At 56.4% G+C, this 25,425-nt stretch carries 22 protein-coding genes; 4 read left to right on the forward strand and 18 right to left on the reverse strand.

The window, feature by feature from the left end; all coding sequences use genetic code 11:
* Positions 1-52 precede the first annotated feature (52 nt).
* The 6 genes from NWF31_RS01535 to NWF31_RS01560 form a co-directional block, all read right to left on the reverse strand.
* Positions 53-721 (reverse strand): GntR family transcriptional regulator, encoded by a 669-nt coding sequence (locus NWF31_RS01535; RefSeq protein WP_258358737.1) that lies wholly within the window; start codon positions 719-721, stop codon positions 53-55.
* A 386-nt stretch (positions 722-1,107) separates the two neighbouring features.
* On the reverse strand, positions 1,108-2,412 hold the full coding sequence (locus NWF31_RS01540; RefSeq protein WP_258358738.1) for a pyrimidine-nucleoside phosphorylase: 1,305 nt from the start codon (positions 2,410-2,412) through the stop codon (positions 1,108-1,110).
* A 244-nt stretch (positions 2,413-2,656) separates the two neighbouring features.
* Positions 2,657-3,241, reverse strand: a complete 585-nt coding sequence (locus NWF31_RS01545) for an indolepyruvate oxidoreductase subunit beta (protein WP_258358739.1) — start codon at positions 3,239-3,241, stop codon at positions 2,657-2,659.
* Positions 3,234-5,093, reverse strand: coding sequence for a thiamine pyrophosphate-dependent enzyme (locus NWF31_RS01550; protein ID WP_258358740.1), 1,860 nt, complete (start codon positions 5,091-5,093; stop codon positions 3,234-3,236). Before NWF31_RS01550 ends, NWF31_RS01545 begins: the two co-directional genes overlap by 8 nt.
* A 163-nt stretch (positions 5,094-5,256) precedes the next feature.
* Positions 5,257-6,555 (reverse strand): phenylacetate--CoA ligase family protein, encoded by a 1,299-nt coding sequence (locus NWF31_RS01555; protein WP_258358741.1) that lies wholly within the window; start codon positions 6,553-6,555, stop codon positions 5,257-5,259.
* The gene (locus NWF31_RS01560; RefSeq protein ID WP_258358742.1) at positions 6,533-8,047 is read right to left on the reverse strand and encodes a sodium:solute symporter family transporter; all 1,515 of its coding nucleotides are present in this window, start codon (positions 8,045-8,047) and stop codon (positions 6,533-6,535) included. Before NWF31_RS01560 ends, NWF31_RS01555 begins: the two co-directional genes overlap by 23 nt.
* Before the next feature lie 346 nt (positions 8,048-8,393).
* Here NWF31_RS01560 and NWF31_RS01565 point away from each other — a divergent pair, with 346 nt between their 5' ends.
* The 3 genes from NWF31_RS01565 (at position 8,394) to NWF31_RS01570 (ending at position 10,447) form a co-directional block, all read left to right on the forward strand.
* Complete coding sequence (locus NWF31_RS01565; protein ID WP_258358743.1) at positions 8,394-8,948, forward strand: Uma2 family endonuclease; 555 nt, start codon at positions 8,394-8,396, stop codon at positions 8,946-8,948.
* A 621-nt stretch (positions 8,949-9,569) separates the two neighbouring features.
* Positions 9,570-9,869 (forward strand): DUF6922 domain-containing protein, encoded by a 300-nt coding sequence (locus NWF31_RS14870; RefSeq protein WP_422880225.1) that lies wholly within the window; start codon positions 9,570-9,572, stop codon positions 9,867-9,869.
* The gene (locus NWF31_RS01570; protein ID WP_258358744.1) at positions 9,818-10,447 is read left to right on the forward strand and encodes a nucleotidyl transferase AbiEii/AbiGii toxin family protein; all 630 of its coding nucleotides are present in this window, start codon (positions 9,818-9,820) and stop codon (positions 10,445-10,447) included. The genes NWF31_RS14870 and NWF31_RS01570 overlap by 52 nt, the downstream gene beginning before the upstream one ends.
* A 111-nt stretch (positions 10,448-10,558) precedes the next feature.
* Here NWF31_RS01570 and clcA read toward each other — a convergent pair whose 3' ends face one another.
* From clcA to NWF31_RS01625, 11 genes are all read right to left on the reverse strand, one after another.
* Positions 10,559-12,166: a H(+)/Cl(-) exchange transporter ClcA gene (clcA, locus tag NWF31_RS01575; RefSeq protein ID WP_258358745.1), complete on the reverse strand. Its 1,608-nt coding sequence runs from the start codon at positions 12,164-12,166 to the stop codon at positions 10,559-10,561.
* Between the two features lie 165 nt (positions 12,167-12,331).
* On the reverse strand, positions 12,332-12,625 hold the full coding sequence (locus tag NWF31_RS01580; RefSeq protein ID WP_258358746.1) for a hypothetical protein: 294 nt from the start codon (positions 12,623-12,625) through the stop codon (positions 12,332-12,334).
* A gap of 288 nt (positions 12,626-12,913) precedes the next feature.
* Positions 12,914-14,290, reverse strand: a complete 1,377-nt coding sequence (gene argH, locus NWF31_RS01585; protein ID WP_258358747.1) for an argininosuccinate lyase — start codon at positions 14,288-14,290, stop codon at positions 12,914-12,916.
* 1 nt (position 14,291) lies between these two features.
* Positions 14,292-15,500, reverse strand: coding sequence for an argininosuccinate synthase (locus NWF31_RS01590; RefSeq protein WP_277998705.1), 1,209 nt, complete (start codon positions 15,498-15,500; stop codon positions 14,292-14,294).
* Positions 15,501-15,884: 384 nt separating this feature from the next.
* The gene (gene argF, locus NWF31_RS01595; protein WP_277998706.1) at positions 15,885-16,829 is read right to left on the reverse strand and encodes an ornithine carbamoyltransferase; all 945 of its coding nucleotides are present in this window, start codon (positions 16,827-16,829) and stop codon (positions 15,885-15,887) included.
* 42 nt (positions 16,830-16,871) lie between these two features.
* Positions 16,872-18,080 carry an acetylornithine transaminase gene (locus NWF31_RS01600; RefSeq protein ID WP_258358748.1) on the reverse strand — a complete coding sequence of 403 codons (1,209 nt, stop codon included), beginning with the start codon at positions 18,078-18,080 and terminating at the stop codon, positions 16,872-16,874.
* Between the two features lie 17 nt (positions 18,081-18,097).
* Entirely contained in the window at positions 18,098-18,988 is an 891-nt protein-coding gene (gene argB / locus NWF31_RS01605) for an acetylglutamate kinase (protein ID WP_258358749.1), read from the reverse strand.
* A 42-nt stretch (positions 18,989-19,030) separates the two neighbouring features.
* The gene (gene argJ / locus NWF31_RS01610; protein ID WP_258358750.1) at positions 19,031-20,248 is read right to left on the reverse strand and encodes a bifunctional glutamate N-acetyltransferase/amino-acid acetyltransferase ArgJ; all 1,218 of its coding nucleotides are present in this window, start codon (positions 20,246-20,248) and stop codon (positions 19,031-19,033) included.
* A gap of 297 nt (positions 20,249-20,545) precedes the next feature.
* Positions 20,546-21,586, reverse strand: a complete 1,041-nt coding sequence (gene argC / locus NWF31_RS01615) for an N-acetyl-gamma-glutamyl-phosphate reductase (RefSeq protein WP_258358751.1) — start codon at positions 21,584-21,586, stop codon at positions 20,546-20,548.
* Between the two features lie 285 nt (positions 21,587-21,871).
* A complete protein-coding gene (locus tag NWF31_RS01620) occupies positions 21,872-22,831 on the reverse strand; it encodes a hypothetical protein (RefSeq protein ID WP_258358752.1) in 960 nt (319 codons plus the stop codon).
* A 27-nt stretch (positions 22,832-22,858) separates the two neighbouring features.
* Positions 22,859-24,046, reverse strand: coding sequence for a M20 family metallopeptidase (locus tag NWF31_RS01625; RefSeq protein ID WP_258358753.1), 1,188 nt, complete (start codon positions 24,044-24,046; stop codon positions 22,859-22,861).
* Between the two features lie 110 nt (positions 24,047-24,156).
* Here NWF31_RS01625 and NWF31_RS01630 point away from each other — a divergent pair, with 110 nt between their 5' ends.
* Positions 24,157-24,429 (forward strand): hypothetical protein, encoded by a 273-nt coding sequence (locus NWF31_RS01630; protein WP_258358754.1) that lies wholly within the window; start codon positions 24,157-24,159, stop codon positions 24,427-24,429.
* Here the strand turns inward: NWF31_RS01630 and NWF31_RS01635 are convergent.
* Complete coding sequence (locus NWF31_RS01635; RefSeq protein ID WP_258358755.1) at positions 24,426-25,358, reverse strand: aminopeptidase; 933 nt, start codon at positions 25,356-25,358, stop codon at positions 24,426-24,428. The two genes, NWF31_RS01630 and NWF31_RS01635, sit on opposite strands and share 4 nt — an antisense overlap.
* Positions 25,359-25,425: the final 67 nt, after the last annotated feature.

The raw sequence follows: 25,425 nt of genomic DNA on the forward strand, positions 1-25,425 counted from the left end.
TCACCCCTTCCGCATACATTATCTTTTTCTATAATGCCTTGCAATACACTAATTATTTATGATAATTTTTTAGATAACTCAGGTATCTAAATGATGATTGCAGGCGCTGTTCCTTGATAAGACGCTCAGCTTCAACTTCGTCCCCTTTTTCTAGTGCTTCTACCATAAGCTCATGTTCTTTATTAGATTGCATCATTCTAAACGGTGCCAAACGGAAAATGGCTCTTAGTCTTTCAGTTTGGTTCCATAATTCGGCAATAATCCGGCACAAGGTTTCATTCTGCGATTTTTTATAAATCGTCATGTGAAATTCTTTGTTTAGACGCCCATATAATTGAAAATCATCTTTATGGGCACATTCAGTCATTTTGTTAACAAGTTCTTTTAATAACGTAATATCATCATCAGTAATATTTTTTATAGCTAGTTTAAACGCCAAAGGTTCTAATTCATTTCTGACGATAAGACCCTCTTCAATTTCCCTTACGGATATATCACTTACTACTACTCCGGTATGAGGTATTATCTTTACCAGTCGTTCAGTTTCCAGCCTACGTAAAGCCTCGCGTACGGGAATATCGCTGACCTTTAAATTTTCCGCTATATTTCTTATAACTAATTTCGAATTCGGCTCTAATTCTCCAGATAAAATCGCTTCTTTTATAGTAAAGTAAACATATTCTGCTTTAGTCAAGGTGTATCCTGTATTATTAAAATCCATTTGCAAAGCCTCTCTTATCGTATTTGATATATTATATATAATCTATTTGACATTACAATTAAATTTCCTGCTCACCTTTGAAATTTTTTTTAAAAAACCATTGTCATCATGTATTCTATATTATATATTCGATATTCAAATGGATTTTCCTTCTTCAGTGAAAAACTTTCTTCTAGTTTAGAAAACACGGAAGCACATTTAGAGCATCCAGGTTCGATAGTTCTTGAAACTTCTTCTAACTGCCAATAAAGTTTATTTCATTGTATAACCTGGTACTTCTGCCTTATTTATGGACATGGTCTAGGGGCTTGAACATCGCCCTGATTATCCTTTTGTAACAACTAGATAAAGATTAGTCTTATCAGGTGGGGAAATATAGGTAAACCTCAGCTTATTATTTCATAAACCAATTGTCCATTAGATGGCCGCTCTGGTGCCAGGGTATAAGCCGACAGGAATCTATCCCGGGCCGCCTCCAGGTTGGTGCGGTCGTTGACGTGGAAGACGGCCAGGGGTTCGCCGGCGTTAACATAATCTCCCCGGCGCTTTTTAAGTTCAATACCTGCTGCCGGGTCAATGACGCTTTCCTTGGTAACCCGCCCGGCACCCAGGAGCATGGCCGCCTCGCCTACCAGGCGCGCCTGGACGGCACTGATGTAACCGCCGGCAGGGGAGGTTACAGTTATCTGTTCCCTGGCTGCAGGCAGGAGTTCCGGCCTGTCCGTCACTTCAGGGTCGCCGCCCTGGGCACCGATAAACTGCCGGAATTTGGCCAGCGCCCCGCCGCCGTCCATGAGACCCTCAAGGCGCCGGCGTGCCTCTCCATCACTCCCGGCAGCCCCGGCCAGCAATAGCATCTGGCTGCCCAGGGTGAGACAGATCTCCCGCAGTTCTTGCGGCCCGCCGCCGCGTAAGACGGCGATGGCTTCCTTTACTTCCAGGGCGTTGCCCACCATCATCCCTAAGGGTTCGTCCATATTAGTAATAACCGCCACCGTACGCCGGCCTATCTCCTGGCCCAGGGCTACCATGACCTGCGCCAGTTCCCGGGCCGATGCCAGGTCGGGCATAAAGGCGCCGCTGCCAACCTTAACATCGAGAACTATGGCGTCGGCCCCGGCGGCGATCTTCTTGCTCATGACGCTGCCAGCAATGAGGGGGATGCTTTCCACCGTCGCCGTTACATCCCGCAGGGCGTAGAGCTTGCCGTCGGCAGGGGCCAGCTCTCCCGTCTGGGCGGTGATGGCCAGCCCGATTTCCTTCACCTGCCGGACCATTTCCTCCCTTGAAAGCTGCACCCGGAAGCCGGGGATAGATTCCAGCTTGTCAATGGTGCCGCCGGTATGCCCCAGGCCGCGACCGGCCATCTTAACTACCGGCACCCCGGCGGCCGCCACCAGGGGCGCGAGGACCAGGGTAGTAGTGTCGGCCACGCCGCCGGTGCTGTGCTTGTCGACCTTAACGCCGGGAACGGCGCTCCAGTCCATCTGCTCGCCGGAGGCTACCATGGCGCGGGTCAAGGCGGCGGTTTCCTCCCGGGTCATACCCCGAAAGTAGACGGCCATGAGAAAGGCGGCCATCTGGTAATCGGGAATCGCCCCGGTGGTATAGTCGCGAATCAATAATTCAATTTCCGCCGGCTCCAGGGCCTCGCCGTCCCTTTTGCGGCGGATCAAATCCGGCATGTTCATTTATGTACACAACCCCCCATAATCTTTAATACACGGAAGATCCTCAATATTGATTTTCTTTTTGCCCGTCCCCATCATATCATATCCGGCCCGCAGGAAAAAGATTATACCGGCCGCCGGCAGGCATCTGGAACTGCCCCACGCTAGGGCCGGTAACAGGCGCGCCCGGATAGGCCGGGCAGTTTTGCAGTTGTTAGACGCAATGGGAAAAGGGATAACAAAAAAGCCTGGTAAGTTCCAGGCTCTATAATCCTTCCTCCCACCCCAGGTAGAAGGCTTTTTTGTTTACTTCTATAAACCTTTCCGGTACGGATCCCGCCAGGGCTTCTTCCCAGGCCTCCCGGCTGATAGGCAACCGTCGCGCCAGGGCTCCCATGAGGACCATATTGACGGCTTTGACGTTACCGGCCCGGCGGGCAAGGTCCAGGGCGTCGATGACCAGCAAATTCTGCACCAGTGTTTCCATTTCAGCTACCAGGTTTTCCGGGTAAATCGCTGCCCCGGTAAGGACAGGCAGGGGGGGGAGCTCTTGATTATTCACGATAATCTGCCCCCCGTCCTTCAGGTAATGGAGCCAGCGCCGGGCCTCCAGCTTTTCAAAGGCGACCAGGAAGTCGGCTGTACCGGGAGCCATCACGGGTGAACATACCCGGGGACCAAAGCGTACCTGGGTCACCACGCTGCCGCCCCTCTGGGCCATGCCGTGGATGTCGGAAACCTTGACCTCGCCCCCCAGGGAGGTAGCCGCCCGCGATAGGACGCGGCCGGCCAGGATGGTCCCCTGGCCGCCGACGCCAACCAGCAGGACGTTAATAACGCCGTTATTCATCTTTTTCACCCGCTTTCCTGATAGCTTCTGCCGGGCAAACCTGGCTACACAGCCCGCATCCGGTACACTGGATAGAATCAATGACCGCCTGCCCACCATTAAAAGACAGGGCCGGGCAGCCCAGTTCCAGGCAGTAACGGCAGCCCAGGCAGTTATCCGGGTCGACGGTATATGCAGCTTCTTTTTCTTTCTTCAGGAGGGCGCAGGGACGGCGGGCGATAATTACCGAGGGCTCCGGAGCTCCTGTTTCCTCCCGTATAACTCTCTCTACCGCCTCCAGGTCGTAGCTGTCGACTACCTGTACCCGCTGCACCCCCAGGGCCCTGGCGATTTGTTCCAGGTTGGCTTTAGGTGCCGGCCGGCGGGCAGCAGTGTAACCTGTACCGGGATGGTGCTGGTGTCCTGTCATGGCCGTGGTGCCGTTGTCCAGGATTATCAGGGTTCCGGTGCTTCCATTGTAGACCATGTCCAGGAGGCCGGTAATACCCGAGTGGAGGAAGGTAGAATCACCGATAACGCCCACCACCCGGCGGGCAAAGTCTGTGCCACGCGCTTTTTCCATGCCCATGGCCACCCCCAGGCTGGCGCCCATGCAGATACAGGTATCCATGGCCTGCAGGGGTGGAGTGGCCCCCAGGGTGTAGCAACCGATGTCCCCGGCCACTACCAGCCCGAGTTTCTTCAGTACGTAAAAGATGCCGCGGTGGGGGCATCCGGGGCACATGAGGGGCGGCCGTCCGGGGAGATTACGGGCCTGCACAGCTGTGGTGACCTCAGGTACTGCAGGGCCCGCTCCCTTTCCGGCCGCTGCCGGCGCCCCTGTTAAGCCAATGGCGCCGGTGCCGGGCGCAGGTAAAAATTCCCGGGCAACCAGCTCCGGGGCCGCGGCGGCGACCTGCGCGCCTACCGTGCGGGCGACGATGGCGCTGCTTAACTCATCCACCCGCGGTACCAGTTCCTTGCCGGTTACTTTAAGGCCCAGGGCGCGGATTTGATCTTCCAGGAAAGGTTCCAATTCTTCTACTATATAACAGGTTTCAACCGCGTTAACAAAATCGCGGATCAACTTCTCCGGCAAAGGATAAGTCAACCCCAGCTTCAGCACCGAAACCCCGGGCAGGGCTTCTTTTACGTACTGGTAGGCAATACCGCCGGTAATAACCCCCACACGCCGGCCGGCCCATTCCACCCGGTTTAAAGGGGTACTTTCCGCATAGTCCATGAGTTTACGCCGCCGCTCTTCCACCACCAGGTGGCGGGCTTTGCCGAAGGCGGGCAGCATGACGTATTTGGCCGGCTGTTTGACATAGCTTTTAAGCGGCACTTCCCGGCGCTCGCCAAGCTCAACTAGGCTGTACGAATGGGCTATGCGCGTCGTCAGGCGCAGAATTACCGGTGTATCAAATTCCTCGCTTAAATCAAAAGCCAGCATGGTCATATCCTTGACCTCCTGGCTGTCGGCCGGTTCCAGGCAGGGTATCTGGGCCATCCGGGCGTAAAAGCGGTTGTCCTGCTCGTTCTGGGAACTAAAAAGGCCGGGATCATCGGCCGACACCAGCACCAGGCCGGCATTGACGCCGGTGTAGGCCAGGGTCATCAGGGGATCGGCGGCGACGTTAACGCCCACATGTTTCATTGCCGCCAGGGCCCTGGCACCGCCGATGGCCGCGCCAATAGCCACTTCAAGGGCCACCTTCTCATTTGGGGACCACTCTGCATATACTTCCGGATACCCGGCCAGGGCCTCGATTATTTCTGTACTGGGCGTGCCCGGGTAGGCCGCGGCCACCCGCAGGCCCGCTTCCCAGGCGCCCCTGGCCAGGGCATGATTGCCGATTAACAGTTCCCGCACAGTTTCACCTCTCCCACAGCAAGCCCATGGTAAGTAATATGGGCCACAATACCTTTATTTTAACTTAATAACCGCTATAAGTCACTACCCGGTTCTTTATATAAACCACCGGCGCACCGGGATAAAATAAAACCCGCTTGCACGGGTTTTGTAGCCATATTTTTTATTGCGACCGCAGGTCGATCACCCGCCGGGCCTTGCCCTCGCTGCGGGGGATGCTATGAGGCTCTACCAGGCGCACCCGCGCCTTTAACTGCAGCACCGTGTGCAGGCGGTCGGCCACCTTTTCTTCCAGTTCCTCCAGCTCCCGGTAGCGGTCGCTGAAAAACTCAGGGTCTACTTCCACCTGGATTTCCAGCTCATCCAGGTAGTTGCGCCGGCTGATGATAAGCTGGTAGTGGGGGGCAACCCCTTCAATTTCCATCAGGACGCTCTCAACCTGGGAGGGAAAGACGTTGACCCCCCGGATAATGAGCATATCATCGGTACGGCCGGTGATCTTGGCCAGGCGCGCCGTGGTACGGCCGCAGCGGCAGGGCTCAAAGTTCAGGGAAGAGATATCCCGGGTGCGGTAGCGCAGTACCGGCAGGGCTTCTTTGGTCAAAGTCGTGATGACAACCTCGCCCTTGACCCCCGGGGGACAGGGTTCCCCGGTCACCGGGTCCAGTATTTCTACCAGGAAATGGTCTTCGGCGACATGCTGGCCGTCCTGGTACTCGCATTCGCCGGAGACGCCTGGGCCCATGACTTCCGACAAGCCGTAATTATCCGTGGCCAGCATCCCCCAGCGCCGCTCGATCTCTTTGAGCATCTCCCGGCTGGATGCCTCGCCGCCAAATAACCCCAGGCGCACGGGTAGTTCCCGCGGGTCTATACCCTCTTCGCCCGCTACCTCGGCCAGGTGCAGGACGTAGGAGGGCGTGCCCACCAGGACGGTGGTGCCAAAGTCGCGGATTAACATGATTTGGCGCCTGGAGTTGCCGGATGCCGCCGGTACCACCGTGGCCCCCACCCGCTCCAGGCCATAGTGCAAACCGAAACCGCCGGTGAAAAGGCCGTAGCCGAAGACAACCTGGACGACATCTTCAGCCGTGACGCCGGCCATGGTAGCCAGGCGGGCCACAAGCTCCGTCCAGGTTTCCAGGTCGCGGCGGGTATAGCCCACGACAATAGGTTTACCGGTCGTGCCGGAGGAGGCATGGAGGCGGACCACTTCCTTCAGGGGCACGGCGAAAAGGCCGTAGGGGTAATTCTGACGAAAATCCTCCTTGGTGGTCATGGGCAGCAGGCGGATATCGGCCAGGGTGCGGATATCCGACGGCCGGATACCTTTTGTTTCCATAGCTTGGCGGTAAAAGGGAACCCGCTCGTAGACCCGGGCTACCGTCTCCTGCAACCGGGCCAGCTGCAGGGCTTCCATATCCGCCCGGCTTCGACATTCATTTGCCAAATCCCAGATCATCAGTCACCAGTCCTTTAGTTGTTTCTGTCCTCACCCTGCCGGGGCCGAAGACCCTGGCCAGGTGCTCCCGGGAAAAAGCCGGGGTAACCATGCTCACCAGGGGTACAACCCCAAGGGGAACAATCATCGCCAGGGAGCCAATGGTAGGGATAATACTGCCGTCAAGGTGGTAGTAAAAAGATAAACCCAGGGATATGATAAGCCCGCTCAACAGTCCCGCCCAGGCCCCGGCTTTGGTGGTGCGGGGCCAGTACAGCCCGTAAAGGTAAGGAGCCAGGAAGGCGCCGGCTACCGTGCCCCAGGACAGGGACATGAGGACCAGGATAATGGTGGGCTTTAAGGCGATATAAACTGACAGTCCGATAAAGAAGACACACAAGAAGCGCAAAAGTGCCATTACCGTGCGCCGCGACACGCCCGGCGCAGCTCCCTGGACCAGGTCGATGGCCACGGCCGAACTTGATACCAGCACCAGGGAGGCCAAGGTGGACATAGAGGCCGCCAGCACCAGCAGGAGCAGGAGCAGGCCCACCCAGGACGGCAGGTACTGGTTGATAATCTGGGGCATTATCAGGTCCGGGTTGGGTTTGCCGTTAAGCAAGGGCATTTGGTTGTTGAAAAAAAGGCGGCCAAAAGCTCCCGTGAAATAGGCGCCGGTGGCAATAATCAGGGCAAATAGGGTGGAAACCACCGTCGCCGGCCAGATGGATCGCTCATCCTTGATGGCGTAGAATTTCTGCACCATCTGGGGCAGGCCCCAGGGACCCAGGCTGGTAAGCAGTACCAGGGATAAAAGGGCAAACCAGTTTGGCCCTGCCGGGGAAACCAGGCCGGGGTTGATGGCAGCCAGGCGGCTGGCCCCGTTTACCAGGCCGCCCACCGGCGGTGCGGTAAGGATGTAATATATAAGGATAAAGACGCCGCCGATCATGATCAAGCCCTGGAGGAAATCCGTCAGGGTGACGGCGATATAGCCGCCCAGGACCAGGTAAACGGCCGTAAAGGCGGCCATGATGATTAGGGCCGTGGTAAAATCTATCTGGAAGACCTGCTCAAAAAAATAGCTCAAGCCCATATACACCGAGGCAGAATAAGGAACCAGGAAAATGAAGATTATCAACGCCCCTACCGTGCGCAGGGCCGGGCTGTCATAGCGCGCCGCCAGGAACTCGGGCATGGTCATGGCATTCAAGCGCACCGTCATCTCCCGGGTCGGCCGGGCCAGCACCTTCCAGGCCAGGAAACTGCCGATAAAAGCGTTACCGATGACGATCCATAAAGCCGCCAGGCCGAAACCCCAGCCCACCTTGCCGGCGTAGCCGATAAAAATAACGGCGGAGAAATAGGTCGTCCCGTAGGCAAAGGCCGATATCCAGGGGCCTACGGTCCGGTTGCCCAGAAAAAACCCGCCGACATCCCGCGATTTCTTCAAGCTGTAAAAGCCGATGATGATAAGTACCACAAAATATAAGCCTAAAATAAAAAACTTCATCCTGCCTTCCTCCCGTCCTGCCATGAAGTTAGACGCTTTAACATATTCTACATGGAAGTGCGGAATCCTGCCGGGCCTTGATTACCATCCTGTATTTGCTTTTAGCATCTTAATTTCAACATGCTGGCGGCCAAATTCTCCTGCTAAAACATTTAAGCTAAAGCCAGACAAGAAAAAACGCCTTGTCCTGGCTGCGATGATATTATTCGCCGATAAACTTTCACATCCTCGTAAAAATGATATAATTATTGTAAATGGAAAATTGAAAGAGAGCGTGTTACACCAACGGTTTTTCCGGAAACTGCAAGGAGATACTATAATAATACCTGCGGGAGGTGACACTTTCATGGCCCTGGCCGGACCGCATCTTAAGTTTACTTACGAGGATTATTGCCTTTTACCGGAGGACAAAAGGGCGGAATTAATCGAGGGGGATTTTTTCGTGGTACCATCACCGAACGTATTTCACCAACGGGTAGCTGCCAATATTGTTGATGTCTTACGTCGTTTCGTCATCGCAAACAAATTAGGTGAAGTCCTTTTTGCCCCCTTGGATGTAGTGCTCTCGCCCCATGATGTAGTGCAACCGGATGTAATGTTTATTTCAAATGAGCGTCAAGATATCGTTACTGATGCTAATATACAGGGCCCTCCCGACCTGGTGGTGGAAATCCTTTCTCCCGCTACCGGAGAACGTGACCGGACGATAAAGAAAAAACTTTATGCCCGTCACGGTGTGCGCGAACTCTGGCTTGTTAACATTGCCGCTCAAGCAATCGAGGTCTTCGATCTTGAAGGTACCGGGGTAGAGGCACCTGTTTTATATACCCGTTCGGGAAAAACCCCGCTGCAATCCAACGTTTTACCCGGGCTGATGGTAGAACTGGACAATATTTTTTGAGGCAGCGTTCCGTAAAAACGCCATTGAGTAGGAGTGGGCGGTTAGCCCCCGTTCCCTCACCATGAAAAAATGCAAGACCATTTAAATAATTTTTTGTTAGGCAGTGAAGGAGTATCCCTAACCATACCAGGTAGCTTGCATTGGTAATCTTCCATAGCCCGCGGCAGTTTCAGTCAAGGTTCTTTTCCCTTGACGGGTTCTGCCGCAGGCTATATCATTGTTAACCGCAAGCTACCTTGTCCGACCGCCCTGCGCCCGCCCCATATACTCTATCACCCCTTGGCAGCCTGGGATTTCCCTGTGTTGCCAGCTCATCCGAACGGTTTAGCCTCGTATGGAGTTCTTGTTCATCGGGCCGTGGCTTTGCGTCCGGCTTCCTCCGGATCCCACCTCGCGATGGGCACCCTTGCCTTTGGCTATCAGGCTGGTGCTGCCTCGCCTGCAGTGGATTTTCACCACCAAGTTAACACCCATGCCGGGCGCACATGGAGAACCCAAATGATAAAAAGCTACTGGTAAACTTTCACATCCCCGTAAAAAATGGTATAATTACCATGGTGAAAAAGTTGCAGGAGAGCTAAAAGCTTATCCTCAAGCTGGGGAAATGGCAGGAGATAGCCGTTGAGGTTACCGGCTTTTCTAAAAAAGTATTTTTGGGATGTGTCTTTTGACAGCCTGGATAGCCGGAATGAGTCATATTTTATCCTCGAGCGGTTGCTGGAATATGGGGATACCAGGGCCATCCGTTGGGTTATGAAACAGTACCGGGATGAAGAGCTCCTGGAAGTAATCAAGACGAGCCCTAGATTGTCCGCTAAAACCGGCAATTTCTGGCGCTGTTACTACCATTTGCAGGAGGACGACCTCAGGTGTTTACGTCCGCCCTCCCACCGCAGGGACAGGAGGCACTGGAATTATTAAGCTCTACCGGCTTGCTGCAAAATTTTTACCTGGCCGGCGGTACGGCCCTGGCCCTGCACCTGGGTCATCGCCTTTCGGAAGCCCTGGATTTCTTTTCCCCCGGTACGGTGGATACTTTCATACTTAAGCAGAGACTCCAGGACCTGGGCAATTTTCAATTGCTGGAAGAAAAGTGGGGCACCCTGCACGGGATTTTCCAGGAAACTAAAGTCAGTTTTCTGTATTACCGGTATCCCCTCATCTTTCCACCTGCGACGTTCAGGGGTTGCCCGGTAGCCTCCCCCGGAGATATTGCCCCAATGAAAATAGAAGCCATCGCCTCGCGGGGCAGCAGGAAGGACTTTTATGACCTGTATTTTATTACCCGGGAAATTGCCGGCCTGCCCCGGTGCCTGGAATTCTACAAGCGCAAGTTCGCAGGGACCGGCTTTAACCTGTATCACGTGCTGAAAAGCCTGACCTATTTTCGTGATGCTGAAAGGGAAAAAGAACCGGTGCTCCTGCGCCGGGTAAGCTGGAACAAGGTGAAGGAATATTTTGAGGAGGTAGTACCACCTCTATTGATGGCTATAAGCTAAATCCCCTGCAGGATATAAATCTCCAGGTGTGTGAAAGACGGTGGTTTTATTAATCACATTTACTGTAAATAAGGGCGCCGTCTTCAGTACCCGCTTAGTGAAATATGAAATTTATACCTTAAGACTATATCGGGTTTCTTTTGCCAGCGCCTCGTTTATTGCCGCCGCTCTATTTTCAGGTACAATTACTGTTAAGTGATCCCCTTCCAAAAGCCTGGTATTGCCGCGGGGAATGATTTCCCTTGCTCCCCTGCGTATGGTAACCAGTAAACAATCACCCGGCAAGTCCAGGTCCTGGACCCGGCGCCCGCAGGCCGGCGCCATGCTCTCAACAACAGCCTCGACAACTACCATCTCGTCTTTAGTATAGGGGTTATAAGCACTTTCACTCTTCTCCCTGGCCAGCTCCCGTTCCAGTAGCATTTCATAAATAGGTAAACACCCCAGGGCCTCCGCCACTATATAGGCGATCATACAAGTAAAAAGAAGCGGTAAAATATGCTGGTAACTACCTGACATTTCTATTATGAGCACTATACCGGTTAGGGGGGAACGCACAATGGCTACGAAACAGGCAGCCATGCCAATTACCGCAAAAGACGGCCCCAGTCCCTGAAAACCGGGAACAAGTAGCCCGCTAACCTGGCCAACCATGGAACCCAATAAAGCCCCCAGAACCAGGAGCGGCATAAAGATGCCACCGGGAACTCCAGCGCTGTAACTCAACATAGTCAAAAGGAATTTAACGGCAAAGATAAGGGCGATAATACCAACTGGGATCCGTCCCCCGAGAACTTCTTCTGCCAGCTGGTGCCCCCCGCCTAAAACCTGGGGTAAGAAATAGCCCAGAAGACCCGCCAGTGATGTTGCCAGGGATACTTTTAACCAGCGAGGAACATTCTTCAATCTATCTACCGCGTCAAGGCTACCTTGCAGGGTCCGGTTAAAAACAGCACCAAAAACTCCTGTTAATGTTCCCAAAACCAAAAATGCCGGCAAGGTATTCAAAGGTAAAGGCAATAATTCCTTAAGGCGAAAGGTAGGAAGCGGTCCTAAAATCCTCTGGGAAATTAGATCGGCAGTAATACTGGCCGCCAGGGCGCCGCCCAGGATATAAGGAGAAAAATTGCGCCGTAATTCTTCCAGGACAAAAATTACTCCCGCCAGGGGGGCGTTAAAAGTCGCTGCCAGCCCTGCCCCGGCACCACAGGCAATTAAGTGCAGCTCTTCTGTTTTGGAACTGCTAAGGCTTTTACTTACCGCCCGGCCGGCGGCTGCGCCCATCTGGACCGTCGGTCCCTCACGGCCCAAGGATAACCCGGCTCCGATAGCCAGGGCTCCGGCTATAAATTTTACCAGGATAACCCGCCACCAGATGAGCTCCCGCCGGTTAATAAGCACGGCTTCCACGTGGGGAATACCGCTGCCGGCAGTTTCCGGGGCAAAACTGGTCAACCAGCCGGCCAGGGCCCCGGCCAGGGCACCAAGGCAGGGCAAGACCAACCAGCCCCAGCCGGGAATACTCCTTGCCCATGTTAAAAGTTCATTGCGCCATAAATCGCCTTCCGTCAGGACAAGGCGAAAAGCTACGCCAACCACCCCGGCGCCTGTACCCGCTAAAGCTCCCTTAAACAAAAATCGCAAATAATAATCATACCGCTTTAATAAGAGGATATCATATAGCGAATGTTTTTTAAGTAAAAGAGCTTCATCCCGCACTTCATTTTCTTCCTCCGGACAGATGTATTGCTATGACACTTTTACATTGTACCACTCCCTGCTTTTCTTGTTAAACTCTTTCTCTTTCCTTATCGTTTTTTCTCCGCCCCTTAGACCTTTTTTATTTAAACCTGCGGGAGCTCGCACCTAATTTTTAAGACCTCTTTATACCTTAAAGCGCCCCGTCTGCTCTTGCAGCCGCCTTGCCACTTCAAGCACCTGCTGGGCGTTGACCGCTATCTCCTGGGTTGAGGCCGACAGTTCTTCAGCCGCTGCCGCAATTTCCTCGGCAGAAGCCGATGTCTCTTCGGCCACCGCGCTTATGCTCTGCGCCCGGTCCAGTACTACTTCCTTCGCCTTCATCGTATTATCTACTTCGCGATAAGTCGCTTCTATCATGGGCGCGATCGCTGTTACTGACCCCAGGATATCGTTAAAGGCCTTGATGGTATCCTCCACACTCTCCAGCTGGCCGGATGCCTGCCTGGCTACTTCTTCTGAGGTAAATACTTGATAGATATATAAAATTGCTTGAGGAGGGTACGCCGGAAGCGGTCTCTGATTATAATTATTTTGGGCATAGTAATCCTACTGGGCTTGGCAAGCTTTCACCCTGCAGAGGATTTCCGCACCGCTTAGGATGGCTTTTAGATTTCCTGGGGGCCATAGCCGATGGCGACTTTACCCGTCCGGTATCTGAGAAATTCCTGCGCGCAAAGGACGAGATAGGAGACCTCGCTTATTTTATCACATTCCCGCCAGGATCTTCCTGGCACGTTCCAGGGCCTGTTTTACTGCGGCCGGGGCGGGGCCGCCGGGGAGGTCGCGGCCATGCACGCAGGCTTCTAACGTGATGTGGTCAAAAATGTCTTCTGAGAAATAAGGCGAAAAGGACTGCCACTCGGCCAGGGAGAGGTCCACGAAGGACTTGCCCTGTTCCAGGCAGTGGAGGACCAGCGCCCCCACCACGGCGTGGGCTTCGCGGAAGGGCAAACCTTTACGCACCAGGTACTCGGCCACATCAGTGGCGGCGGCGAAGCCCCGGGCCGCATCCTCCCGCATGCGTTCAATCCTGAATTTAGCCGTGGCCAGCATGGGGGTGAAGACCATGAGACACCCCTTCACCGTATCCAGGGCGTCAAAGAGGGCTTCCTTATCCTCCTGCAGGTCCTTGTTGTAGGCCAGGGGTAACCCCTTCAGGACCGTTAACATGCCCATCAGGTGGCCGTACACCCGGCCCGTTTTCCCCCGCACCAGTTCGGCCACGTCGGGGTTTTTCTTCTGGGGCATCATGCTGGAGCCGGTGCTGTAGGCGTCGTCCAGTTCGATAAAACCGAATTCCTCGCTGGCCCACAGGATGATCTCTTCCGCCAGGCGGCTTAAATGCATCATGATGAGGGAAGCCGCCGCCAGGAATTCCACCGCAAAATCGCGGTCGGCCACCGCGTCCAGGGAGTTGGCGCTGATCCGTTTAAAGCCCAGTTCCCCGGCCACCATTTCCCGGTCAATGGGAAGGGTCGTACCGGCCAGGGCCCCGGCGCCCAGGGGCATGACGTCCACCCGCTCCAGGCACCCGTCTAAACGCCCCTGATCACGGCAGAACATTTCAAAGTAGGCCAGGAGGTGGTGGGCCAGGGTAACGGGCTGGGCCTTCTGCAGGTGGGTATACCCGGGCATGACGGTGTGCATATGCTTGGCCGCCATGTCAACCAGGACTTTCTGGAGGCCGGCCAGGAGCTTTTTGACTTCCGGGATTTCCTCCTTTAAATAAAGGCGCAGGTCGAGGGCCACCTGGTCATTGCGGCTGCGGGCCGTATGTAGCTTTTTCCCGGCCGCGCCGATGCGCTCCGTAAGCAGCTTTTCGATGTTCATGTGGATGTCCTCGGCGCCGGTATCGAATTCCACCCGCCCGGCCTCGATGTCGGCGCGGATTTCCTCCAGGCCTTTAATGATGACCTCGCCTTCCTCCCGGGTGATGAGCCCTACCGCTGCCAGCATCCGGGCGTGGGCGATGGAGCCGGCGATGTCCTGGCGGTAAAGGCGCCGGTCGAAGCTGATGGAGGAATGGAAGTCTTCCACCAGCCGGTCGGTCGTCCTGGTAAAGCGTCCGCCCCAGAGCTTCATCTTACCTCAAACCCGCCTTCTTTTCCATCAAGGCCCTCACTTTCAAAGGCAGGCCGAAGAGGTTGATAAAGCCGGTGGCGTCTTTGTGGTCGTAATCGCCGCCGGCGCCGAAGGTCACCAGGTCCTCGCTGTAGATTGAGTAGGGCGATTTAACCCCTGCGGGAGTGCAGTTGCCCTTGTAGAGCTTCAGGCGCACGCTGCCGGTGACCGTTTCCTGGGTGCTGTCCACAAAGGCGTCCAGGGCCTTTTTGAGGGGCGAGAACCAGTTGCCGTCATATACCAGCTCGGCGTATTTGGCGGCCACCATTTCCTTAAAATGCATGGTCATGCGGTCCAGGGTGAGGGCTTCCAGTTCCCGGTGGGCCAGGTAAAGGACGGTACCGCCGGGGGTTTCATAGACACCCCTGGATTTCATGCCCACCAGGCGGTTTTCCACCATATCGGCAATGCCGACGCCGTTGGCCGCCGCCAGGTCGTTCAATTTTTCCACCAGGGCCACGGCGTCCAGCCTCTCCCCGTCCACGGCCACGGGGATGCCCTTTTCAAAGTCAATGGTCACATAGGTGGGGTTATCCGGGGCCTGTTCCGGGGGAGTAATAATTAAGTAAAGATCCTCCTGGGGTTCGTTCCAGGGGTTCTCCAGGTCGGCGCCTTCGTGACTCAAGTGCCAGAGGTTGCGGTCCATACTGTAGGGCCGGTCCTTGGTGACCGGTACGGGGATACCCCGGGCGGCGGCATAGTCAATGGCCTCTTCCCGGGAGCGGATGTTCCAGAGGCGCCAGGGAGCGATGACCTTCAAATCGGGGTTTAACGCCTTGACCCCCAGCTCAAAGCGGACCTGGTCATTGCCCTTGCCGGTGGCGCCGTGGGCCACGGCGGTAGCGCCTTCCTTCTCCGCCACCTCTACCAGGCATTTGGCAATGAGGGGCCGGGCGAAGGAAGTGCCCAGGAGGTATTTGCCTTCATAAATGGCCCCGGCCTTTAATGTCGGCCAGATATACTCTTCAACGAACTCCTTTTTCTTATCGAGAATGTAAATCTTACTCGCCCCGCTCTTAATGGCCTTTTCCTCCAGGGGCGCCAGTTCCTCTCCCTGGCCGACATCGACGGCCACGGCGATAACTTCGTAGCCGTAGGTTTCTTTTAGCCAGGGAATAATAATGGAAGTATCCAGCCCGCCGGAATAGGCGAGGACTACCTTTTCCGCCATAATATAAACCCTTCCTCCTGCGATAATAGACTTCTATCAATAAATTGTTTTTACAGTAGATTGCCTTTGAGGGGGGGCAGGTTCCCTTCAGGCGCTGGTTGCGCCTTATACTTGTACGAACTCGGCCGACTTCGGGCGCGGCCTTAACTCGCCCTTCGGGCTTGAAACCTGGCGGCCGCGCTTATCCTCAGCCGGCCTCGTTCTTTGAACTAAGCGCAAATGCGCCCTCCGGGAACCTGCCTCCCCCTGAACATTTACCCTCATTTTTATAGTTCGCTGGTGGCAGTGTGCCGCCATGAATGGCTCCTGTGAAAATAAGGTTCTGCCAGAAATAGTATTTGTACAGGGATATATCAATAGCTTTGCCCGGCCAAGGGGTACAGGTTAGCCCATGAGGGCCGCCATAATGGCCTTGTGGGCATGGAGGCGGTTTTCGGCCTCGTCAAAGACGGCCGACTGCGGCCCGTCAATCACCTCGTCGGTGATCTCCTCACCCCGGTGGGCCGGCAGGCAGTGCATGACCATGGCGTCGGGCTTGGCCATCTTCAATATCTCGCTGTTAAGCTGGTATTTCCGGAAGGCCTGGCGCCGCTTTTCCGCCTCTTCTTCCTGGCCCATGCTGGCCCAGACGTCGGTGTAAAGGACGTCGGCGCCTTCGACGGCTTCCCGGATATTGTTGGTTACGGCTATCTGGCAGCCGTTATAAGCGGCTATACGCCGGGCTTCTTCTACCACCTGGGGCAGGGGCTCATAACCGGTAGGACAGGCGATGGTCACGTTGAGCCCCACCTTGGCCCCGCCGTACATGAGGGAATGAGCCACGTTGTTGCCGTCGCCGATAAAGGTAAGATTTAAACCTTTAATACTACCTTTCCACTCGCGGATGGTCATGATATCCGCCAGGGCCTGGGTGGGGTGCAGCAGGTCCGTCAGTCCGTTAATAACGGGGATGGTGGCGTGGGCCGCCAGTTCTTCTACATCCTGGTGGGCAAAGGTACGGATCATTATACCGTCCAGGTAGCGGGAAAGGACCCGGGCCGTATCGGCAATAGTCTCGCCTCGCCCCAGCTGGAGATCGTCCTTGGTCAGGAAAAGGGCATAGCCGCCCAGCTGGTACATGCCTACTTCAAAGGCCACCCGGGTACGGGTGGAACGCTTGGTAAAAATCATGCCCAGGGTCTTGCCGGCAAGGAGGGGATGGGACTCTCCTCTTTTCAATTTGGCCTTGAGTTCATCGGCCAGGTCCAGGAGGTAAAGGATTTCTTCGGTGGTAAAATCCTTCAGGGAGATAAAGTCGCGGCCTTTAAGGCCCTTTGCCAGGTCGTTCATTAAACCAGCTCTCCTTTCGCCTTTTGCAATATTTGCCTTTACTTAATTCGTTCCTTGACCCAGAACTTCCTTTAACGCTTCCTTGAGAATAGCTAAAGCCCTGTCGATTTCATCTTTACTAATGGTAAGGGGTGGGAGAAAACGCAGGACGTGGCCGTGGAGGGAATTGATCAATAAACCCCGTTCCATGCAGGCGGCCACCACCGCGTCAACCGGGCCGTCCATCTCTAGCCCCAGGAGCAGCCCGCGGCCCCTAACCTCTATTAATTGGGGAAACTCCCGCACCAGCTTATCCAGTTCCCGGTAGAAATACTCTCCCACATCGCGGGCGTTTTCCACCAGCCCTTCCTCCAGCAGGGATTTGAAGGCCGCCACCCCGGCGGCCGTAGCCAGGGGATTGCCGCCGAAGGTGGAGGCGTGGTCGCCGGGGGCGAAGGCGGAGGCTACCTTTTCCTTGGCCAGCATGGCGCCGATGGGTACCCCGCCGGCCAAAGCCTTGGCCAGGGTCATAATATCCGGTTCCACCCCGTAATACTGGTAGGCGAAAAGATAGCCCGTCCGCCCCAGGCCGCACTGTACTTCGTCAAAGATAAGCAAGAGTCCTTCATCGTCGCAGAGGGCCCGCACCGCCTGGAGGTAATCTTTATTGGCCGCGTAGACGCCGCCTTCCCCCTGGACCGGTTCCAGCATGACGGCGCAGGTGCGGGGGTTCACCGCCGCCCGCAGGCCAGCCAGGTCGTTGAAGGGAACGTATCTGAAACCTGCCGGCAGGGGAGCAAAACCGCGGTGGAATTTCTCCTGACCGGTAGCCGTCAAGGTAGCCAGGGTGCGGCCGTGAAAGGAACGGCGCATGGTGATTATCTCGTAGCTTTCCGGCCCCCGGTGTTCTTTGGCATACTTGCGGGCGAGTTTAATAGCACCTTCATTGGCTTCCGCCCCGCTGTTGCAGAAAAAGACTTTATCCAGGGCCGAATTTTCCACCAGCAGGCGGGCCAGTTCCACCTGGGGTTCAATCCAGTAAAGGTTGGAGCAGTGGAGAAGCTTGCCCGCCTGTTCCCTGATGGCCGTTACCACCCGGGGATGGCAGTGCCCCAGGGAGTTGACCGCCAGGCCGCCTACAAAATCCAGGTACTCCCGGCCGTCGGCATCCCATACCCGGGCCCCTTCGCCCCGTACCAGGGCCACGGGATAGCGGCCGTAGGTCCGCATCACGTATTTTTCCCCCAGAGCTATAATAGCCGCGTTATCCATTCCGGCCACCTCCGTCTCTATGGCACCACCATGGTGCCTACACCGGTATCGGTGAATATCTCCAGTAAAATAGAGTGGGGTATGCGCCCGTCAATGATATGGGTTTTCTTCACACCGCCTTCCAGGGCGCGGATGCAGCAGTTGACCTTTGGGATCATGCCGCCGTCGATAACGCCCTGGCGAATGAGTCCCGGCACCCGGCCGACCTCCAGGGCAGAGATTAACGAGCCGGGGTCGTTGCGGTCGGCTAAAATCCCTTCCACATCCGTAAGCAACACCAGCTTGTCGGCCTGCAGGGCCACGGCCAGCTCTCCCGCCACCAGGTCGGCGTTAATATTGTAGCTCTCCCCGTCGGGGCCCACGCCGATGGGCGCCACCACAGGGATGTAGCCTTCGGCGATGACGGTTTCGATAATACCGGGATTGATCTTTTCCACCCGGCCGACAAAACCCAGGTCCAGGTCAACCTCAGCCCCATCTTCCCCCTGGATATGGACCACCTGTTTCCGGGCTTCAATGAGGTTGCCGTCCTTGCCGCAGAGGCCTATAGCCTTGCCGCCGTAGCGGTGGATGTTGGTGACGATCTCTTTATTAATCTTCCCTACCAGGACCATTTCCACAATCGCCATGGTCTCGGCATCGGTCACCCGCTGGCCCTGGACAAACCTGGACTCTTTACCCAGGCGTTTGAGCATGCCGCTAATCTCCGGCCCGCCGCCGTGGACGATTACCGGCCGCATGCCTACCAGGTGCATGAGGACGGCGTCCTGCATGACGGCCCTTTTCAGGTCGCAGTTGGTCATGGCGTGGCCGCCGTACTTGATCACCACGGTTTTGCCGTAGAACTGGCGGATATAGGGCAGGGCTTCAATGAGGATTTCCGTTTTTTCCAGGGGTGAAAGGGGCATCTTACCTTCCCTCCAGTATGTCATATCTAAGGTTGTTGCTATTTAAGTACGGTAAGAAGCGTTGATTTTTACATAGTCATAGGTCAGGTCGCAGCCCCAGGCGGTAGCCGCAGCCGCACCCTGTTTTAAATCCAGGGTAATGGTGATCTCCTCTTCCCGCAAGATAGCCGCCGCCTTATCTTCGCTAAAAGGTAAAGGCTCGCCATCCCGGGCCATCTGCTCCCAGCCGGCCCGGCTTTCCAGGTAAATGTCTACCTTGCCCGGATCGATCTCGGCCCCGGAGTAACCGGCGGCGCAGAGAATGCGGCCCCAGTTGGCATCGGCGCCGAAGATGGCGCTCTTTACCAGGTTGGATCCGGCCACGGCCCGGGCAACCAAACGGGCTTCCCCTTCGCTGGCCGCCCGCCGCACTTTCACGGTGATGAGTTTGGTCGCGCCCTCACCGTCCCGGGCAATCAGGCGGGCCAGTTCACGGCAGACGTACTCCAGGGCGGCGCGAAAGGCGGCATGATCTTCAATGGTCAGGGGCGGGTTGCCGGCGCAGCCGTTGGCCAGGATGACGGCCATGTCGTTGGTGCTGGTGTCGCCGTCCACCGTAACCATATTGAAGGTCCGGTCCACCACCGCCCGCAGGGCCTGGTCCAGGTCATCCTGTTCGATGGCGACATCGGTGGTCAAAAAGCAGAGCATGGTCCCCATATTGGGGTGGATCATGCCGGAACCCTTGGCGATGCCGCCGATGGTTACCGTGACCCCTCCCAGGGACAGGCGGACGGCAATTTCCTTCTTGATAGTATCGGTGGTCATAATGGCCGCCGCCGCGTCTTCACCGCCATCCACGGCGAGCAACTCTGCCGCCGCCCGGATGCCTGCTCTAATTTTATCCATAGGCAAAGGCACGCCGATAACACCGGTAGAGGCAACCGCCACCTGCCAGGGTTCGCAATCTACCGCCGCCGCTGTTAGCGCCGCCATTTCCCGGGCGTCGCGGCAACCCCTCTCTCCCGTACAGGCGTTGGCATTGCCGCTGTTGCAGACAATAGCCCGCGCGATCCCGCTTTTAAGATGCTCCCTGGTAACTAGCAGGGGTGCTGCTTTGACGCGATTCCTGGTGTATACGGCCGCTGCCGTTGCCGGCACCTCGCTTACAATCAGGGCCAGGTCCTTCTTTTCCTTTTTTAGCCCGGCGTGGACGCCAGCAGCGACAAAACCCAGGGGAGCGGTAATACCGCCGGAAACAAGCTGGATATCTTCAGTCATTTCTTCCTTCCTCCGCAAAAAACTCGATCGCAGGCTGGCATTGTCTCGCTCGCACCAAAGCCCTTATGGAGCGGCCTACGGCTCAGCCGGGGCTTAAGGCGGGGTTCCCGGCCTATTCGGCATCCTTGCCTCAAAGGCCGGCCTCGGACCTCCTGTCCTCGGCCCCGCCCTCGCTCCTCGGCTTCGCCAGGACTGCTTAGCCGCTCGGGCCAAGTCGCTCGCTTCCGACAAATGCCGGCCAGGCATTTTCAGGCCCTCGCTGATGGCGGCCCATCGCCATGGAAGGCTCCTTCGTATTTAAGGGCATAGTCCCGGTGCGGCCAGAGCAGTGGTCTCCGGGAAACCGCACATGAGATTGAGGTTCTGCACCGCCTGGCCGGACGCGCCTTTGGTCAAGTTATCAATGGCGCTGGCTACCACCACCCGGCCGGTACGGCTATCCACAGTAAAGTTGATATGACAGTTGTTGCTACCGTAGACCCAGCGGGTGTGGGGCCAATTGCCCGGCGGCAGGAGATGGATAAAGGGCTCCCCGACGTAAAAATCCTGGTAAACCTGCCGCAGTTCCCCTTCCGTTGCCGGCCGGGCCAGGGCGGCGTACATGGTGCTTAAAATTCCCCGGCTGATAGGCAAGAGGTGGGGTGTAAAGGTAACCTTAACCTCTCGGCCCGCCAGGGCGCTCAGTTCCTGCTCGATCTCCGGGGTATGGCGATGGCCGGCCACACCGTAGGGATTGATATTTTCATTGCATTCCACAAAAAGGCTGGTCACCCTGGCGTCCCGGCCGGCCCCGGATACCCCTGATTTGGCATCGATGATGATGGTCGCCGGGTCGATGTAGCCGGCCTTGAGCAGGGGCGCCAGGCCCAGGATGACGCTGGTGGGGTAACAGCCAGGATTGGCGACCACCCGGGCCCCGCGGATGGCTTCGCGATGGATTTCCGTCAGGCCGTACACGGCCCGGGCCGCCAGTTCATGATCGGTATGGGATACTTTATACCATTCCTCGTAAACCCCGGCGTCCCGGAAGCGCAGATCGGCGCCCAGGTCGATGACTTTTACGCCCTTTTCAACGGCTCGGGCGGCCACCTTTACCGCGTGACCGTGGGGCAGGGCGATGAAAACCACTTCCGCCCGTTCCAGGACTTCCTCCGGGGTTAAGTCTTCGCAGGGAAGATTGGCATAACCTGTAAGTGACGGATAAACGCCGGCCATATCCTCACCGGCATAGTGCCTGGAAGTCAGGGCCACCAGTTCGACTTCCGGGTGCCTGCTTAAGATCCGCACCAGTTCAGCGCCGGTATAACCGGTGGCACCGATAATGCCTGCTTTGACCAATGGCGGGAACCTCCTTGATTCGGTGTTATAATTATACAACGTTACTGCATATTAATGCAATACACCGGCAAAAAAAATAATAAATCCTTAATTTTAAATTAACCCTGGATAAAAAAGCATTTGTTCCTCCTGATTTTATCCCCTGCGGGGTGACTGGAAAAAAGCAGCCTGATAGGCTGCTCTCCCGGTACCGGCTATTTATATCACCCTTGCCGTCCCTTTCCTGGTCCACTTTGCCATGCGCGGGAAGCAGGGAGAAACGGCTGGCCTCCTTAAAGGACAAACTTAAACCCTGCCCGGTAATACATCTAGATGGGGTTTTAAAATATATCCCACCTGACCGCCCCTGGTTTTAACCCGCCAGTAAGAAGGTTCCCCCGCTTTCAACCATGACAGCAGGTCCTCATCCTCCAATACGGCCACCTCCTCACCGGCCGGCAGGTTAAGCAAATCAACATACTTATTCCCCACACGTTCTTTAAGGGGTGTAACTTTATTTACCCTGCCGACGGCCATGACCATGGCCCCCCAGGCCGGTTCCCAGCGGTAGGTGTGGGTGACCGTCCGGCTCTGGATATTCGTCCGGGGCCCGGTTGCTTCCGGGGCCGACCAGAGGGTCTGGCTACTAATGGTTTTAATGATCAGCCGTCCTTCTTCCCTGGTAAAATTAGTCGTTACCTGTTCACTGACCCCCTGCCATCCTTCCCCCTGGTCCAGCCATTTTTTATTCCAGCGTTCTTCATTGCCGGCAACTTTTCGCCAGATTTCCTGCAGGCCTTCTCCCTGCCAGCTGTACAGAACATAAAAACTGCTCAAAAAATAGCTGCCAAAGCGCTCATCCAAGAGTTCCCGGATTAACACGGCGTTGCGCCCGGTCTCCAGCTGGACCACCTTTACCTCCTGTAGGGGCAGGGTATCCAGGCAGGCAAGCATTACCTGCCGGCCCTCGGGGTTGCTGAATACACCCAGCAGGCCCCGGTCTTTAGATACCGTAACGCCGATAATCTTTTCCGTTCCTGCCGCCGGGGCAATATCCCCTTCAGCCTGGAGGTGATAAATTCCAATTTTACGTCCTTCGGCCAGTTCCTGTAAGATCTCCCTGCCTTCTCCGGTGTTCCGGCCCATCACGGCCAGGGCCCGTGCTTCATAAACATTTACTTCCCCGTCTGCCACCCGCTGCCAGAAGACGACGGCTGCCAGGGCAAGAATAATTAGTGCCCTTAACCAGCGCCGGCGATTATCCATGTCCACTCCCCCCATCCTTTTAAATTCTTATGCATCAGGATGGCGGGTATGAATGGTGCCGGCAAATTCCTCCTTAATCCGCTGCAGCAAATGCCCGTCAAGCATGACGTCGGCCGCCGTCCAGGCCAGGGCCGTGGCCGCCAGGATTACGACCCGGCGCCCCGCCTCGCCCCGGACTGCCCGGGCAAACTGGTGACTGTGGGGTACCAGTTTGCCGGCGTTCAAGGACAGGTAGGGGTGGATGGCGGGTACCACCTGGCTGACGTTACCCATATCCAGGGAACCGCGGCTACAGCTGGGTGAGGCCGGAACCATTACACCCAGCTCCCTTAAGTTGTCGCGCCAGGCTGCGGCCAGGGCACGATTTGTCAGCATGGGTTCATAGGAAGGCTCGTAATTGTGGTACCAGTAGCGGCAGCCCGTCGCCAGGGCCGCCGCCGCGGCGCAGTTTTCTACCCGTTTAACCACTTTATTTAAAGCACCCCGGGTCCGGGCGCGGGCGTAGAAGCGGGCCACGGCCCGTTCGGGGATAACATTGGGTGAAGTCCCCCCCTCGGCAATAATACCCTGGATGACGGCTCCTTCCTCCAGATAGGGGCGCAGGCTGTTGATATTGTTAAATAGCTGGATCACGGCTTCCAGGGCATTGATGCCTTCCTCCGGCCTGGAAGCGGCATGGGCCGGCCGGCCCTCATAAACGAACTCCAGGGCATCCAGGGCCAGGGAATTCACTTCTGCGGCATCGGTATCCGCGGGGTGAAACATCATGGCCGCATCCACGTCGTCCAGGACGCCCTGGCGAACCAGGACAACTTTGGCCCCGCGGGTTTCCTCGGCCGGTGTACCTAAAACAACGACGGTACCCCGGAGTTCTTTAATTACAGTCGCCAATGCCAGGGCCGCCCCGAGGCTGCCGGCAGCTATCAGGTTGTGGCCGCAGGCATGGCCCAGTTCCGGCAGGGCGTCGTATTCGGCCAGCAGGGCCACCCGCGGGCCGGGACCTCCGTTAAGCTCGGCCCTGAAAGCCGTCGGCAACTGGCAAAGGGGGCGGGTAATTTTAAAATTGTGCTCCGCCAGGATGCCGGTCAGGAGTTCGACGGCAAAAAACTCCTGGTTACCTAATTCCGGGTGATCAAATATGGCTTCGGCCACTTCAATAATTCGTTCTTTTAAATTCTCAACGGCCCGGGCAATTCTTGCTTTTATGGCCAGCATATCTAACTCCCTGCAGCTGGTAGATTAGATTCCCCGGTGGTGGAAATAATAACTAGAGGAGCTCAAAAGGGGCACCCTTGATACTAAAACGAAATAAGGGAGGTACCCCATTGACCCTGGCCACCTGTAACCGGCGTTGCGCCTGTTTAAATGAAAATACCTGCGGGCTGTCCGCAATCATGGAACCCGGCCAGCCCTTCCTCTGCCCTTACCGTCACCATGAAGAAACAGCCCTTACCAGGGAAGCAGGCTTCCCGGCAGCCGGACTCCCGCGCAACTTCGCGACTGTCTCCCATGCTCGCTACCCCGGAACTGGCCCTGCCCCCGGGGGCGGTCCCGCTTTTCAAGGGTTGGGCTTACCGCCGGGGCCAAGGTTAAACTAAAGGAGCTCCTGCCTGTCAACCTTTAACCGGGGCCGGAGGAGAATGCCGTCCAGGTGGCTGGGAGCCTCTACCTGGCCGCCAAAGGTGCTATTATCCCCCAGGGCGATATGGACGGTGCCCCGCACCTTCTCGTCTTCCAGGACGTTGCCGGTGAGCCTGGCCAGGGGATTGAGCCCGATACCCAGCTCGGCAATGTTACGGCTGGCGGGGCCGTAACGGTTAAAAATTTCTTCCAGCAGGCGGGCTTCCCGGCCGCCGCTGACGGCAACGGCCTGTCCTGCTTCCACTTTTATTCGTAAAGGTTTTTCTAAAATACCGATGCCGGCCAGGGCCCCGTCAATGACAAGCAGCCCCCGGGCAGTTCCTTCCACCGGGGCCACATAAGCCTCCCCGGCAGGCAGGTTGCCAAAGCTTCCCGGACGGGTGTAAAGGCCGGTATCGGGGTGTCCCGGACGGCCGGCAATACTGAAGGTAAGATCCGTCCCCGCAGGGGTCGTCAGGTGAACCTCCCGGCCGCTGGTAAGCAGGGATGCATAATGCTCACAATCGGCAGCCAGGGCCTTGTAGTCGACGGCCAGGGTGCGTTCCAGCATATCCGCTGTAGCACCGGGCAAAGAAGCGATGCGGGCGCCGGCGGTGTTAGCCTCCCTGCGGGCCCGGGTGTGGGATAGGGACCTGGAGGTAGCCAGTACGACAACCTGGCTTTCCCGCATGGCGGCCGCCACTACAGGCGGGGGTTCCTGGCCGTGGTTATCCCGCGGCAGCATGGTGATGATGGCCGCCTCGGCTTTCAGTTCCCGGGCGGCGGCAAAAAAAGCCTCGCCAACTGGCTGTAAATCAGTATCGGTAACGATGAGTACTGTTTCGTTACTCGTCACCGCCAGGCATTCCGTAAGGGCCAGGCAGCAGGCTGAAGCTAGGTCCGGCATGTTAACAACTCCTTCATATCTTAATACCCCTTATCGCAATCTGGCTTTGTTTTCGCTCGCTCCAAAC

The organism is Neomoorella sulfitireducens, from assembly GCF_024733845.1.
GTDB lineage: Bacteria > Bacillota > DSM-521 > Neomoorellales > Neomoorellaceae > Neomoorella > Neomoorella sulfitireducens.

Excerpts from the sequence above, each read along its gene's own strand:
- NWF31_RS01565 (WP_258358743.1), top strand. The coding sequence starts at position 8,394 with ATGGCCCTGGCCGGACCGCATCTTAAGTTTACTTACGAGGATTATTGC.
- NWF31_RS01635 (WP_258358755.1), bottom strand. The coding sequence starts at position 25,358 with ATGCCGGACCTAGCTTCAGCCTGCTGCCTGGCCCTTACGGAATGCCTG.
- NWF31_RS01590 (WP_277998705.1), bottom strand. The coding sequence starts at position 15,500 with ATGGCGGAAAAGGTAGTCCTCGCCTATTCCGGCGGGCTGGATACTTCC.
- NWF31_RS01540 (WP_258358738.1), bottom strand. The coding sequence starts at position 2,412 with ATGAACATGCCGGATTTGATCCGCCGCAAAAGGGACGGCGAGGCCCTG.
- NWF31_RS01560 (WP_258358742.1), bottom strand. The coding sequence starts at position 8,047 with ATGAAGTTTTTTATTTTAGGCTTATATTTTGTGGTACTTATCATCATC.
- argF (WP_277998706.1), bottom strand. The coding sequence starts at position 16,829 with ATGAACGACCTGGCAAAGGGCCTTAAAGGCCGCGACTTTATCTCCCTG.
- argH (WP_258358747.1), bottom strand. The coding sequence starts at position 14,290 with ATGAAGCTCTGGGGCGGACGCTTTACCAGGACGACCGACCGGCTGGTG.
- NWF31_RS01535 (WP_258358737.1), bottom strand. The coding sequence starts at position 721 with ATGGATTTTAATAATACAGGATACACCTTGACTAAAGCAGAATATGTT.
- NWF31_RS01555 (WP_258358741.1), bottom strand. The coding sequence starts at position 6,555 with ATGATCTGGGATTTGGCAAATGAATGTCGAAGCCGGGCGGATATGGAA.
- NWF31_RS01620 (WP_258358752.1), bottom strand. The coding sequence starts at position 22,831 with ATGGATAATCGCCGGCGCTGGTTAAGGGCACTAATTATTCTTGCCCTG.
- NWF31_RS01625 (WP_258358753.1), bottom strand. The coding sequence starts at position 24,046 with ATGCTGGCCATAAAAGCAAGAATTGCCCGGGCCGTTGAGAATTTAAAA.
- NWF31_RS01600 (WP_258358748.1), bottom strand. The coding sequence starts at position 18,080 with ATGGATAACGCGGCTATTATAGCTCTGGGGGAAAAATACGTGATGCGG.
- NWF31_RS01545 (WP_258358739.1), bottom strand. The coding sequence starts at position 3,241 with ATGAATAACGGCGTTATTAACGTCCTGCTGGTTGGCGTCGGCGGCCAG.
- argJ (WP_258358750.1), bottom strand. The coding sequence starts at position 20,248 with ATGACTGAAGATATCCAGCTTGTTTCCGGCGGTATTACCGCTCCCCTG.
- argB (WP_258358749.1), bottom strand. The coding sequence starts at position 18,988 with ATGCCCCTTTCACCCCTGGAAAAAACGGAAATCCTCATTGAAGCCCTG.